The sequence below is a fragment of the Mesorhizobium newzealandense genome, assembly GCF_042682145.1.
Lineage (GTDB): Bacteria > Pseudomonadota > Alphaproteobacteria > Rhizobiales > Rhizobiaceae > Mesorhizobium > Mesorhizobium newzealandense.
The window spans coordinates 27,809-41,639 of the sequence record NZ_JBHUGZ010000032.1; the positions used below are offsets into that span (position 1 = coordinate 27,809).

Here is a 13,831-nt window from a genome sequence, read left to right on the forward strand (position 1 = left end):
ACGGCAGCACCGCTTGACGAGCGGCGCTCCGCCCCGCTAACACGTGGCGCGCCAAAATCGGCAGCCTGCCGATCGTTTTTTCAAGAGGGGACACCCGTGACGCGGCAGAATTACTTCTTTACCTCGGAATCCGTTGCCGAGGGCCATCCCGACAAAGTCTGTGACCGGATCTCCGACGAGGTTGTCGATCTGGTCTATCGCGAAGCCAAGAAGACCGGCATGGACCCGTGGAAAGTCCGTGTCGCTTGCGAGACGCTGGCCACCACCAACCGCGTCGTCATCGCTGGCGAAGTGCGTGTTCCCGACACCTTGCTGAAGAAGGACAAGGAAGGCAACATCCTCAAGGATGCCGCTGGCCATCCGGTCGTCAATCCGGCGAAGTTCAAGTCGGTCGCCCGCAAGGCGATCCGTGAAATCGGCTATGAGCAGGCCGGCTTCCACTGGAAGACGGCGAAGATCGAGGTCCTGCTGCACGGCCAGTCGCCGGATATCGGCCAGGGTGTCGACAACGCCTCCGACCGTCAGGGCGAGGAAGGTGCTGGCGACCAGGGCATCATGTTCGGTTATGCCTGCCGCGAGACACCGGATCTGATGCCGGCGCCGATTTACTACAGCCACAAGATCCTCGAACTGCTGGCCGCCGCCCGCCACGAAGGCAGCGGTGACGCCGGCAGACTCGGTCCGGACGCCAAGAGCCAGGTCACGGTCCGCTACATCGACGGCAAGGCTGCCGAGGCGACGCAGATCGTGTTGTCGACGCAGCATCTCGATGCGAGCTGGGATTCGAAGAAGGTCCGCAAGGTTGTCGAACCCTATATCCGCGAGGCACTGGGCGACCTCAAGATCGCCGACAACTGCATGTGGTACATCAACCCGACCGGCAAGTTCGTCATCGGCGGGCCGGACGGTGATGCCGGGCTGACGGGCCGCAAGATCATCGTCGACACCTATGGTGGTGCTGCTCCCCATGGCGGCGGCGCCTTCTCGGGCAAGGACACCACCAAGGTCGATCGCTCGGCGGCCTACGCGGCGCGCTATCTGGCCAAGAACGTCGTGGCGGCGAAGCTTGCCGACCGCTGCACCATCCAGCTCTCCTACGCCATCGGCGTTGCCCAGCCGCTGTCGGTCTATGTCGACCTGCATGGCACCGGCAAGGTCGACGAGGCCAAGCTCGAGGAGGCGCTGCGTTCCGTGATGGACCTGTCGCCATCCGGCATCCGCCGCCATCTCGATCTCAACAAGCCGATCTACGCCAAGACGTCGTCCTACGGCCATTTTGGCCGCAAGGCCGGCCGCGACGGGTCTTTCTCCTGGGAAAAGACCGATCTCGCCAAGGCGCTCAAGGACGCGGTCGCCGCCTGACAGCGGCGCCGCAAAGTCCGGCTCATGGACCCGAAGGACAGACCAAGCCGCGCGACCGAAGCCTTCTTCGGTCGCCGGCGCGGCAAGACCATGCGTCCGCAGCAGGCGGCCGCGCTGGAAAGCGGTTTCGGCAGATACAGGCTCGATCTGACGGCTGAACCGCCGGCGGATCTGAGCATTCTGTTTGAAGCGGATGTTTCGGCGGTTCGTCTGGAGATTGGTTTCGGCGGCGGCGAACACCTCCTGCATCGCGCCACCGAGGCGCCCTCGATCGGCTTTGTCGGCGTCGAGCCCTTCGTCAATGGCATGGCCAAGATGATGATGGCGGTGAGAGAGAAGCCGCTCGCAAATCTCAGGGTGTATGACGACGACGCCACGCGGCTGCTCGACTGGCTGCCGCAAGCCTCGCTCGACGGCATCGATCTTCTCTATCCGGATCCCTGGCCAAAGAAGAAGCACTGGAAACGGCGTTTCGTCAGCCCGGTCAATCTCGACCGTTTCGCGCGTGTGCTGAAGCCGGGTTCAAAATTCCGCTTCGCCTCCGACATCGACACCTATGTGAACTGGACCTTGCTGCATTGCCGGGCGCATCGCGCATTCGCATGGCAGGCTTCGGAGGCGGCGGACTGGCATCGGCCTTACGAAGGCTGGCCGGGCACGCGTTACGAGGCGAAAGCCATTCGCGAGGGCCGGCGGCCGGCTTATCTGACCTTCGTCAGGACGTAAGCCTGTCGCACACCGCCTCCGGCGTTCGCTCTCGGCAAAGGCGAGCGCCTTCCGCCCGCCAAATCTTTAGAAACGGCCGATCCTGTTGAAGACCGCCGGGTCCATGCCGAGCTTGCGCAGGTCGTCCGCGCGCGGCTTGCGGCCGGCTTCCACGGCACGCGAAGCGGCGACTGCACTGCCAAATGTCGTGAAGAGATCGCCTATGGCGGATAAGATCTTGCGGTTGGTCATGGTTATGTCCTTTCGCTGCTGTGACGTGTCGTCATCTTTGTGCAACGCAACATAAATGGTGATGCAACGTCGAGGCTCACAGGGGCGCTACCGCATGGAGGCCATGCGCCTGGCGCAACGCTGGCGTTGCCACGGCTTTTGTCCGCGCGGGTACGGCGGGCTTGAAACACCGGCCATGATCGTTTATATCATGCTCAAATTCTTGGTCGGTATGACGAAGAGTGGGTCCACCCGGTCCCGCTCTTTTTTATTACCTGCCGATAGCTTCGAAGCGACGACAGGGATCGAATGACTGCAACGGCAAGCGAGGGCGACGACCGCATCATCCGCGAAAGCGGCATTGATGCGCGCATCGCGCTGATCGTCCAGCCGGTTCTGCGCGGCATCGGCTTCCGTCTCGTGCGGGTGCATCTGTCGGGCCAGAACGGGCTGACGCTGCAGATCATGGCCGAGCGCGAGGACGGCACCATGACCGTCGAGGATTGCGAAGAGGTCAGCCGCGCGGTGTCGCCGGCGCTCGACGTCGATGATCCGATCGAAAAGGCCTATCATCTCGAAGTCTCTTCGCCCGGCATCGACCGGCCGCTGGTCCGCAAATCGGATTTCGCGACCTGGACCGGCCACCTGGTCAAGATGGAGACATCGATCATCGTCGCCGACCGCAAGCGGTTCAAGGGCAAGATCGTCGAGGCCGGTGATAGCGACGTGCTGATCGAGCGCGAAAAGGCGGCTTATGGCGAGGAACCCACGGTGCGGGTCCCCTATGACGCGATTTCCGAAACGCGCCTGATCCTGACCGACGATCTTATTCGTGATGCCCTGTCGAAGGACAACAGGGCGCGCAAGGAAGCCAAGAAACGCCGCGGCGAACCGGACGACGATGCGCCCGAGGGTGCGGAAGCCGGCGCGGAAAACGAAACCGAACAGGAACTATGATTGAGCTGCCGGGCGCAAAGGTCCGGCAAACAGGCTCGGGAGAAAAACGATGGTTGTAAGCGCCAACAGGCTTGAACTGCTGCAGATCGCCGATGCGGTCGCGCGTGAAAAGTCGATCGACAAGTCGATCGTCATCGCCGCCATGGCCGATGCGATCCAGAAGGCGGCGCGCTCGCGTTACGGCCAGGAGACCAACATCCGCGCCGACATCAACCCGAACACCGGCGAGATGAAGCTGCAGCGGCTGATGGAAGTGGTCGAGAAGGTCGATGACTACGCCACGCAGATCGCCATTTCCTCGGCGCGCGAGCGCAATCCCGACGCCCAGCTTGGCGACTTCATCGCCGAACAGCTGCCGCCGATGGATTTCGGCCGCATCGCCGCCCAGTCGGCCAAGCAGGTCATCGTGCAGAAGGTGCGAGAGGCCGAACGCGACCGCCAGTATGACGAGTACAAGGACCGCATCGGCGAAATCGTCAACGGCACCGTCAAGCGTGTCGAATACGGCAACGTCATCGTCGATCTCGGCCGCGGCGAGGCGATCATCCGTCGCGACGAACTGATCCCGCGCGAAAACTACAAATATGGCGACCGCGTCCGCGCTTACGTCTACGACGTGCGCCGCGAGCAGCGCGGCCCGCAGATCTTCCTGTCGCGCACCCATCCGCAGTTCATGGCCAAGCTCTTCACCATGGAAGTGCCGGAAATCTATGACGGCATCATCGAGATCAAGTCGGTTGCCCGCGACCCCGGCTCGCGCGCCAAGATCGCCGTCATCTCGCGTGACAGTTCGATCGATCCGGTCGGCGCCTGCGTCGGTATGCGCGGCAGCCGCGTCCAGGCGGTCGTCGGCGAATTGCAGGGCGAGAAGATCGACATCATTCCGTGGTCGCCTTCGGCCGCGTCCTTCATCGTCAACGCGCTGCAGCCGGCGGAAGTCGCCAAGGTCGTGCTCGACGAGGATGCCGAACGCATCGAAGTCGTGGTTCCCGACGACCAGCTGTCGCTGGCCATCGGCCGCCGCGGCCAGAACGTGCGGCTCGCTTCGCAGCTGACCGGCTGGGATATCGACATCCTGACCGAGGCCGAGGAATCCGAGCGCCGCCAGAAGGAATTCGTTGAGCGTTCGTCGCTGTTCATGGAAGCCCTCGACGTCGACGAGATGGTCGGCCAGGTGCTGGCTTCCGAAGGCTTCACCAGCGTCGAGGAAGTCGCCTATGTCGACTCCGGCGAAATCGCATCGATCGACGGCTTCGACGAGGATACCGCCTCGGAAATCCAGACCCGCGCCCGCGAGTACCTGGAAAAGATCGAGGCCGAGCACGACGACAAGCGCAAGGCGCTCGGCGTGTCGGACGAACTGCGCGAAATCCCCGGCGTCACCACCGCCATGATGGTGACGCTCGGCGAGGACGGCGTGAAGACGATCGAGGACTTCGCCGGCTATGCCGCCGACGACCTGACCGGCTGGAAGGAACGCAAGGACGGCGAAACCAAGGTATTCCCCGGCGTGCTGGCCAATCACGGCGTGACACGCGCCGATGCCGAGCAGATGGTTCTGGCCGCCCGCCTCAAGGCTGGCTGGATCACCGAAGACGAGCTTGCAGCCGAAGAAGAACCGGCTGACGAAGCCGTTGGTGCGTGAGGTGAAACCGCATCGCACCGAACCCGCCCTTGGACGAGATGAACGATCGCACCTGCATCGTCACCCGCAGGCAGGCCGAACCGGATGAATTGATCCGGTTCGTCGTCGGCCCGGATTCGGCCGTCGTACCCGACATCAAGAGAAATCTGCCCGGCCGTGGTTGCTGGGTGAGCGCCGACCGCCTACATATCGACAAGGCTGCGGCGAAGAACCTTTTTGCCCGCGCCTTCAAGGCACAGGTGGTCGTGCCGCCCGATCTTGGCGGCATGGTCGATGGGCTGCTTACCAGATCCGCTCTCGGCATGCTTGGGCTTGCTCGCAAGGCAGGCTCGATTTCTCTTGGAGCCACCAAGGTCGAGAGCGCGGTGCGCGGCGGATTGGCGCTTTTCGTGCTTCACGCGACCGAGGCGTCCGACGACGGCGTGCGCAAGATCAGCCAGGCGCGACGGGCGACAGTCCATCTCGGCGGGCCTGCTATCCTTGCCTACAAACTTTTCTCCGAGGCCGAGTTGAGCTTGGCATTGGGGGGTACAAATGTGATACATGCTGCCGTTCTCGCGGGAGACGCGGGCAGGGCGGTCCAGAAGCGCATGGTTGCGCTCGACCGGTATCGGGGCGGTTCCCCGGACGATCTGGCAATGCTTGCGGCTGTTGCTGACGAAGATGATGCCGCAGAGGATATGGAATGAGCGATACGAAATCGGGTGACGACAATACGCTGAGTGTGACGCCGAAGAAGACCTTGACGCTGAAGCGCCCCGGTATGGAACAGGGCACTGTGCGCCAGAACTTCTCGCACGGCCGCACCAAGCAGGTCGTCGTCGAAACCAAGAAGCGCAAGTTCTCGATGCCCGGCGACAAGCCGGAGCCGGTTGCCGCACCCGTCTTCACACCGAAGCCGGCGGTCGTGGCCGCACCCGTCGTGCAGGAAGCGCCGAAGGCGCCGCCACCACCGCCGGCTCCGGTCGAGCGCAGCGGCATGGTGCTGAACGAACTGTCGCGCAGTGAAATGGAAGCGCGCCGCAGGGCGCTCGAAGGCTCGAAGGTACGCGAGGTCGAGGACCGTCAGCGCGCCGCCGAGGACGCCAAGCGCCGCGCCGAGGACGAAGAGCGCCGTCGCCGCGAACGCGAGGAATCCGCGCGCCGCCAGGCCGAGGAAGAGGCGCGGTTGCAGACCGAGGCCGAGTCCCGCCGTCGCGCCGAGGAAGAGGCACGGCGCCGTGCGCCTTTGGCTGCCGAACTGGCGACGGTCGACGACGAGGAAGAGGTCAAGCCGAAGCGGACTGGCGCCGGTGCGCCGGTGCGCCGCCCAGTCACGCCCGAAGTGGCGCGTCCGGCCAAGCCGACCAAGGGCGAGGAAGACCGCCGCCGTGGCAAGCTGACGCTGAATTCCGCGCTTTCCGACGAGGATGCGCGGGCCCGTTCGCTGTCGTCGATGCGTCGCCGCCAGGAAAAATTCAAGCGCGCGATGCATAATGAGCCGCGCGAGAAAGTCATGCGCGAAGTGATCCTGCCCGAGACCATCACCATCCAGGAACTGGCGCAGCGCATGTCCGAGCGTGCGGTCGACGTCGTCAAGTTCTTCATGAAGCAGGGTCAGATCCTGAAGCCGGGCGACGTCATCGACGCCGACACCGCCGAACTGGTCGCCACCGAATTCGGCCACACGGTCCGCCGCGTCGCCGAGTCCGACATCGAGGAAGGCCTGTTCAACATCGCCGACAATGCCGAGGACCTGGTGACGCGTCCGCCAGTCGTGACGATCATGGGCCACGTCGATCACGGCAAGACCTCGCTGCTCGATGCCATCCGCAACGCCAATGTCGTTTCCGGCGAAGCTGGTGGCATCACCCAGCATATCGGTGCCTACCAGGTCGAGAAGAACGGTCACAAGATCACCTTCATCGACACGCCCGGCCACGCTGCCTTCACGGCGATGCGTGCTCGTGGCGCCCAGGCGACCGACATTGCCATCCTGGTGGTTGCGGCCGACGACAGCGTCATGCCGCAGACGATCGAATCGATCAGCCACGCCAAGGCGGCCGGCGTTCCGATCATCGTGGCGATCAACAAGATCGACAAGCATGATGCCGATCCCCAGAAAGTACGCTCCGAACTGCTGCGCCATGAGGTCTTCGTCGAATCTATGGGCGGTGAAGTTCTGGACGTCGAAGTGTCGGCGACCAAGGGCACCAATCTCGACAAGCTGCTCGAGGCGATCCTGCTGCAGGCCGAAATCCTCGACCTGAAGGCCAATCCGGATCGTACCGCCGAAGGTGTCGTCATCGAAGCCCAACTCGACAAGGGCCGTGGCCCCGTTGCCACCGTGCTGGTGCAGACCGGCACGCTGATGCCGGGCGACATCCTTGTTGCCGGCAACGAATGGGGCCGGGTGCGCGCGCTGGTCAACGATCGTGGCGGGCAGGTCAAGGAAGCGCCACCGGCGATGCCGGTCGAAGTGCTTGGCCTGCAGGGTACCCCGCAGGCCGGCGACCGTTTCGCCGTGGTCAACAACGAAGCCCGTGCTCGCGAGATCACCGAATATCGCCAGCGTCTGGCGCGCGAGAAGGCGGTTGCCAAGCATGCCGGCCAGCGCGGTTCGCTCGAGCAGATGATGTCGCAGTTGCAGACGAGCGGGTTGAAGGAATTCCCGCTGGTCATCAAGGGCGACGTGCAGGGCTCGATCGAGGCGATCAACGCGGCGCTGGACAAGCTCGGCACCGACGAAGTGCGGGCGCGCATCGTCCATGCCGGCGCCGGCGCCATCACCGAAAGCGACGTGTCGCTGGCGGAGACTTCGGGTGCGGCGATCATCGGCTTCAACGTCCGCGCCAACGTCCAGGCGCGTGCCGCCGCCGCTGCCGCGGGCATCGAGATCCGCTACTACTCGATCATCTACAACCTCGTGGATGATGTGAAAGCGGCTCTGTCGGGCCTGCTGTCGCCGGAGCGTCGCGAGACCTTCATCGGCAATGCGCAGATCCTCGAGATCTTCGACATCACCAAGGTCGGCAAGATCGCCGGCTGCCGTGTCACCGAAGGCAAGGTCGAGCGTGGTGCGGGCGTGCGCCTGATCCGCGACAATGTCGTCATCCACGAAGGCACGCTGAAGACCCTGAAGCGCTTCAAGGACGAAGTTGCGGAAGTTCCCGGCGGCCAGGAGTGCGGCATGGCCTTCCAGAACTACGAGGACATGCGCGTCGGCGACATCATCGAGTGCTTCCGCGTCGAGATGGTGACCCGGACGCTCTGAGTTCGAGTGACTTGTCCGTTCCGGGCGGCGGTCGAAAGACCGCCGCCCCAAAGTCTATTGAGCGGGTCTATTGAGAGTGACCCATATGAGACATGCGGCACGGTCCCATCCCGTGCCTCACGCTTTCAGGATTGAGAAAAATGCCCCGTCCAACCACATCCAGCCCATCCCAGCGCATGCTGCGCGTCGCCGAACAGGTCCGCCATGCGCTGTCCGAAACCCTGCAGCGTGGTGAGATCATCGATCCGCTGATCGAGAACACCGTGGTTTCGGTCTCGGAAGTGCGCATGTCGCCCGACCTGAAGGTCGCCACCGCTTTCGTCTCGCCACTCGGCGCCAAGGATACCGATGCGGTGGTCGAGGCGTTGAACAAGCATGCGAAATTCGTGCGCGGCCGGGTCTCCGGCGCGCTGCGGCAGATGAAGTTCATGCCGGAGTTCCGCTTCAAGCTCGACACCTCCTTCGACAATTACGCCAGGATCAACGATCTCTTGAAGTCGCCCGAAGTGGCACGCGATCTGGGTCCCGAGGACCAGGAAAAAGATGACAACAAGGACACCGAATAGTGGCGCGTCGCGGCAAGAAGAAGGGCCGGCCGATCTCGGGCTGGCTGGTCCTGGACAAGCCGGTCGGCATGGGTTCGACCGAAGCCGTCTCCAAGATCAAATGGCTGTTCCAGGCGGAAAAGGCCGGCCATGCCGGCACGCTCGATCCACTCGCCTCCGGCATGCTGCCGATCGCGCTTGGCGAAGCCACCAAGACCGTGCCTTACGTACAGGACGGCGCCAAGATCTATCGCTTCACCGTTGCCTGGGGGCAGGAGCGTTCGACCGATGACCTCGAAGGTCCGGTGACGAACAGCTCTGACCTGCGTCCGTCGGAAGCCGAGGTGCTTGCGCTGCTGCCGAAATACACCGGCGTCATCATGCAGACGCCGCCGCAATTCTCGGCCATCAAGATCGCAGGCGAGCGCGCCTATGATCTGGCCCGCGACGGCGCGACGGTCGACATACCCGCACGCGAGGTCGAGATCGGCCGGCTCGATATTGTCGAGCACAATGCCGACCATACTGTTTTCGAGGTCGAATGCGGCAAGGGCACCTATGTGCGCTCGCTGGCCCGCGACATGGGCCGCGACCTCGGCTGTTTCGGCCATATTTCCGAACTGCGCCGGGTCGAGGTCGAGCCGTTCACGCCGGAGGATTTCGTCACCATCGCCGAATTGGAAGCCGCCCGCTTCGGCACGCCGGGTGAAGACAAGCCAGACTCGACGGACGTAGCTGACGCGACGGACGCCGTCGACGCAGTGGAAGTGCCAATCGACTTCGGTGCCATCGATGCGCTTTTGGTGGATACGTCGGCGGCCCTCGACTGCCTGCCTCAGATCGCCATCAGCGACGATGCGGCGACGAAGATCCGCCTCGGCAATCCAGTCATCATTCGTGGTCGCGACGCACCGGTGGAAGCCGAAGAAGCCTGTGCCACGGCGCGCGGGAAGCTGGTCGCCATCGGTGCCATCGAGCAAGGCATGTTCAAGCCAAAGCGGGTCTTTGCCGGGTGACGGCTCTCTTCTAACTTCAGGTCGACTTTACGCTCGAGGGGCACATGGCAAAGGCCGAGGCGGTGAAAAGACGGGCGCCGGTGAAGACGCGCCGGCCGCCGGTCGGCGCCTCGCCCGGCACGCTGATCGCCGATCCGGCGGCACGGCGCTCGGAACTGCGGCTGACCCTGATCTCGCCGCAAAAGTTCAAGACCATCGAAAACGCCAGCATCGACGATCTCAACACCCATTGCGACAAATGGCCGGTCATCTGGCTCGATTGCACCGGCCTCGCCAACATTCCGCTGATCGAGGAGATCGGTCGCATTTTCAGCCTGCATCCGCTGGCGCTGGAGGATGTCGTCAACACCGGCCAACGGCCGAAGGTAGACTTCTTCGAGGATCACGCCTTCGTCGTCGTCAGGATGATCGACGACGTCACGTCGCACCGCTATGAGCAGATCGCCGTCTTCTTCGGCAAGAACTTCGTCGTCACCTTCCAGGAGCGTGAAGGCGATCCGTTCAATCCCGTGCGCAAGCGCATCGAAAGCTCGGCGCCCAACCGGCTGCGCGCGCGCGGCGCCGACTACCTCGCTTACGCGCTGATCGACGCCATCGTCGACAGCTATTTCCCGCCGATCGAGGCTGCCGCCGACACGGTCGACGGCATCGAGGACGAAATGCTTCATTCGCCGCACAAGCATCAGATGCGGCAGCTGCATGAATTGCGTCGCGACGCCAATGTGCTGAAAGGGGTGCTGTGGCCGATGCGCGATGCGCTCGCAACGCTCATCCGCAACGACGTGCCCTATGTGAAGGCCGAGACCAAGATATTCCTCAACGACACGCTCGACCATGCGCTCAGGCTGATCGAATTGGTCGAAACCCAGCGCGACATGCTGACCGGCCTGATCGAGATGCATCTGTCGCTGAGCCAGGCGCGCACCAACGACGTCATTAGCTATCTCACGATCGTCTCGGTGATCTTCATGCCGCTCACCTTCCTGGTCGGCATATGGGGCATGAATTTCGATCCAGACTCTTCACCCTGGAACATGCCGGAGCTGAAAGCCTATTACGGCTATCCGGCATCGCTGCTGTTCATGGCACTTGTCGCATTTGGGCTGATCGCCTTCTTCAAATGGAAGAAATGGCTCTAACAAGGATAAAACCTGCCATTTGGACCTGAAAAGCCGGCTTGTGAATTGGGCTGGTGTTTTCCGGGGAATTGCACTATACGCGCCGCAGCATAGCGCTGAGACGCTTTGCTTGCACCGGCCCCTGCTGGACGACATCCCGGCTGAGGGCGACCCGTTTCCTCAAACAGATAAGGAAAAACACGATGTCGATTACTGCCGAGCGCAAACAGGAATTGATGGGTGAATTCGCAACCGCCAAGGGCGATACCGGGTCTCCGGAAGTCCAGGTGGCCATCCTTTCCGAGCGCATCAAGAACCTGACCGACCATTTCAAGGACCACAAGAAGGATAACCATTCCCGCCGTGGTCTGCTCGCTCTCGTCTCCCAGCGCCGCAGCCTGCTTGATTATCTCAAGCGCAAGGACGACGCGCGCTACCAGACGCTGATCGAGAAGCTCGGTCTGCGCCGTTGACGAATTGACCGGCGGGCTTTCTTCGGAGAGCCCGCCGGTCGCGCATTCTGCCAGTCGCATCGATTGGCTAGACCCGGTTTCGAGCATGCAGAGGGCCACTCGAAACCGCCCATGGACGGTCATGGGGCAGGATTGCAGGACGCTCGTGCGCTCACCGCGCTGAAACCACCCGAGCTTCCCGTTGTCTTGCCCGTGGCTGCCCGAGAAAGGAAGCCAGGGAAAGGGCATTCGCGCACCGTGAAACGGCGCGGCCCTTTCCGCTTATTAAGGACAAGATATGTTCAATCACCACAAAGTGGAAATCGAATGGGGCGGTCGTCCGCTCATCCTCGAAACCGGCAAGATCGCGCGCCAGGCTGACGGCGCGGTGCTCGCGACCTACGGCGAGACCAAGGTTCTCGCCACTGTTGTTTCGATGAAGGAGCCCAAGCCGGGCCTCGATTTCTTCCCGCTGACCGTCAACTACCAGGAAAAGACCTACGCCGCCGGCAAGATCCCGGGCGGCTATTTCAAGCGCGAAGGCCGTCCGAGCGAAAAGGAAACGCTGGTTTCCCGCCTCATCGACCGCCCGATCCGCCCGCTGTTCGCCGCAGGCTACAAGAACGACACCCAGATCGTCGTCACCGTCGTCCAGCATGACCTCGAGAACGATCCCGACATCCTGTCGATCGTCGCCACCTCGGCCGCTTTGACCCTGTCGGGCGTGCCCTTCATGGGCCCGATCGGCGGCGCCCGCGTCGGCTACATCAACGGCGAATACGTGCTCAACCCGCATGTCGACGAGATGCAGGAATCCAAGCTTGACCTCGTCGTCGCCGGCACCACCGACGCCGTTCTGATGGTCGAGTCCGAAGCCAAGGAACTTGGCGAAGAGCTGATGCTCGGCGCCGTCATGTTCGGCCACAAGGGTTTCCAGCCGGTCATCGACGCCATCATCAAGCTGGCCGAAGTTGCCGCCAAGGAACCGCGCGACTTCACCGCGCCGGACTATTCCGCACTTGAAGCCGACATGCTGAAGATCGTCGAGGGCGAACTTCGCGATGCCTACAAGAACATCGACAAGCAGAAGCGCTACGCCGCCGTCGACGCCGTCAAGGCGAAGGTCAAGGCCGCGTTTGCTCCGGCTGAGGGTGAAGAGGCCAAGTACACGTCCGAGCAGATCAGCACAGTGTTCAAGGAACTCCAGGCCAAGGTCGTGCGCTGGAACATCCTCGACACCGGCTCGCGCATCGATGGCCGCGACCTCAAGACGGTCCGCAAGATCGTCTCCGAAGTCGGCGTCCTGCCGCGCACGCACGGTTCGGCGCTGTTCACCCGTGGCGAGACCCAGGCGCTGGTCGTTGCCACGCTCGGCACCGGCGAGGACGAACAGTATGTCGATTCGCTGACCGGCATGTACAAGGAGAAGTTCCTTCTTCACTACAACTTCCCTCCCTACTCCGTCGGTGAAACCGGCCGCATGGGTTCGCCGGGTCGCCGCGAAATCGGCCATGGCAAGCTCGCCTGGCGCGCTATCCGCCCGATGCTGCCGAGCGCTGATCAGTTCCCCTACACGCTGCGCGTCGTCTCGGAGATCACCGAGTCCAACGGCTCGTCGTCGATGGCGACCGTCTGCGGCACCTCGCTGGCGCTGATGGATGCCGGCGTGCCGCTGGCCAAGCCCGTCGCCGGTATCGCCATGGGCCTGATCAAGGAAGGCGAGCGCTTCGCCGTTCTCTCCGACATCCTTGGCGACGAGGATCACCTCGGCGACATGGACTTCAAGGTCGCCGGCACCGCCAACGGCATCACCTCGCTGCAGATGGACATCAAGATCGATGGCATCACCGAGGAGATCATGCAGATCGCGCTTGGCCAGGCCAAGGACGGCCGTCTGCATATCCTCGGCGAAATGGGTCACGCGCTCTCCGGCGCGCGTTCGGAGCTCGGTGAGTTCGCGCCGCGCATCGAGGTCATGCACATCCCGACCGACAAGATCCGTGACGTCATCGGCTCGGGCGGCAAGGTCATCCGCGAGATCGTCGAAAAGACCGGCGCCAAGATCAACATCGAGGACGACGGCACGGTCAAGATCGCTTCGTCCAACGCCAAGGAGATCGAGGCGGCGAAGAAGTGGATTCACACCATCGTCGCCGAGCCGGAAGTCGGCGAGATCTACGAAGGCACGGTCGTCAAGACCGCCGACTTCGGCGCTTTCGTCAACTTCTTCGGTCCGCGTGACGGCCTCGTCCACATCTCGCAGCTTGCCAACGACAGGGTCGCCAAGACCTCGGACGTCGTCAAGGAAGGCGACAAGGTCTGGGTCAAGCTGATGGGCTTCGACGAGCGCGGCAAGGTCCGCCTGTCGATGAAGGTCGTCGACCAGGCCACCGGCAAGGAACTCGCCCGCGACAAGAAGACCGAAGAAGAAAACGCTGCCTGATCGGTCCGGGATCATAAATCGAAGCGGGCGCGGCTTAGGTCGCGCCCGTTTTTATTTTCGGCCCGATTTTCATTTTCAGATTGCCAAGACAGGCCTCGTTTCGA

The 13,831-nt window shown here is 62.9% G+C and carries 13 protein-coding genes; 12 read left to right on the plus strand and 1 reads right to left on the minus strand.

Annotated elements, in window-relative coordinates; genetic code table 11:
* Positions 1 to 96: 96 nt before the first annotated feature.
* Entirely contained in the window at positions 97 to 1,362 is a 1,266-nt protein-coding gene (metK, locus tag ACFSOZ_RS37940; protein WP_379106913.1) for a methionine adenosyltransferase, read from the plus strand.
* A 24-nt stretch (positions 1,363 to 1,386) separates the two neighbouring features.
* Positions 1,387 to 2,088: a tRNA (guanine(46)-N(7))-methyltransferase TrmB gene (trmB, locus tag ACFSOZ_RS37945; RefSeq protein ID WP_379106915.1), complete on the plus strand. Its 702-nt coding sequence runs from the start codon at positions 1,387 to 1,389 to the stop codon at positions 2,086 to 2,088.
* 66 nt (positions 2,089 to 2,154) lie between these two features.
* Here the strand turns inward: trmB and ACFSOZ_RS37950 are convergent, their stop codons facing one another.
* Complete coding sequence (locus ACFSOZ_RS37950; protein WP_111544688.1) at positions 2,155 to 2,319, minus strand: hypothetical protein; 165 nt, start codon at positions 2,317 to 2,319, stop codon at positions 2,155 to 2,157.
* A 94-nt stretch (positions 2,320 to 2,413) separates the two neighbouring features.
* Between ACFSOZ_RS37950 and ACFSOZ_RS37955 the strand changes: the two genes are divergently transcribed.
* The 10 genes from ACFSOZ_RS37955 (at position 2,414) to pnp (ending at position 13,727) form a co-directional block, all read left to right on the plus strand.
* Complete coding sequence (locus ACFSOZ_RS37955; RefSeq protein ID WP_379106917.1) at positions 2,414 to 2,611, plus strand: hypothetical protein; 198 nt, start codon at positions 2,414 to 2,416, stop codon at positions 2,609 to 2,611.
* A complete protein-coding gene (gene rimP / locus ACFSOZ_RS37960) occupies positions 2,608 to 3,255 on the plus strand; it encodes a ribosome maturation factor RimP (RefSeq protein ID WP_379106919.1) in 648 nt (215 codons plus the stop codon). The genes ACFSOZ_RS37955 and rimP overlap by 4 nt, the downstream gene beginning before the upstream one ends.
* Positions 3,256 to 3,304: 49 nt before the next feature.
* Positions 3,305 to 4,900 (plus strand): transcription termination factor NusA, encoded by a 1,596-nt coding sequence (nusA, locus tag ACFSOZ_RS37965; RefSeq protein WP_379106921.1) that lies wholly within the window; start codon positions 3,305 to 3,307, stop codon positions 4,898 to 4,900.
* Between the two features lie 38 nt (positions 4,901 to 4,938).
* The gene (locus ACFSOZ_RS37970) at positions 4,939 to 5,589 is read left to right on the plus strand and encodes an RNA-binding protein (RefSeq protein ID WP_379106923.1); all 651 of its coding nucleotides are present in this window, start codon (positions 4,939 to 4,941) and stop codon (positions 5,587 to 5,589) included.
* Positions 5,586 to 8,153: a translation initiation factor IF-2 gene (gene infB, locus ACFSOZ_RS37975; protein ID WP_379106925.1), complete on the plus strand. Its 2,568-nt coding sequence runs from the start codon at positions 5,586 to 5,588 to the stop codon at positions 8,151 to 8,153. The genes ACFSOZ_RS37970 and infB overlap by 4 nt, the downstream gene beginning before the upstream one ends.
* 140 nt (positions 8,154 to 8,293) lie before the next feature.
* Positions 8,294 to 8,719: a 30S ribosome-binding factor RbfA gene (gene rbfA / locus ACFSOZ_RS37980; protein ID WP_379106927.1), complete on the plus strand. Its 426-nt coding sequence runs from the start codon at positions 8,294 to 8,296 to the stop codon at positions 8,717 to 8,719.
* Entirely contained in the window at positions 8,719 to 9,714 is a 996-nt protein-coding gene (truB, locus tag ACFSOZ_RS37985) for a tRNA pseudouridine(55) synthase TruB (protein WP_379106929.1), read from the plus strand. The genes rbfA and truB overlap by 1 nt, the downstream gene beginning before the upstream one ends.
* Positions 9,715 to 9,758: 44 nt before the next feature.
* A complete protein-coding gene (corA, locus tag ACFSOZ_RS37990) occupies positions 9,759 to 10,853 on the plus strand; it encodes a magnesium/cobalt transporter CorA (RefSeq protein ID WP_379106931.1) in 1,095 nt (364 codons plus the stop codon).
* 89 nt (positions 10,854 to 10,942) lie between these two features.
* A complete protein-coding gene (rpsO, locus tag ACFSOZ_RS37995) occupies positions 10,943 to 11,305 on the plus strand; it encodes a 30S ribosomal protein S15 (protein ID WP_379017668.1) in 363 nt (120 codons plus the stop codon).
* A gap of 277 nt (positions 11,306 to 11,582) precedes the next feature.
* Entirely contained in the window at positions 11,583 to 13,727 is a 2,145-nt protein-coding gene (pnp, locus tag ACFSOZ_RS38000) for a polyribonucleotide nucleotidyltransferase (RefSeq protein WP_379106933.1), read from the plus strand.
* The last annotated feature ends 104 nt before the right edge of the window (positions 13,728 to 13,831 follow it).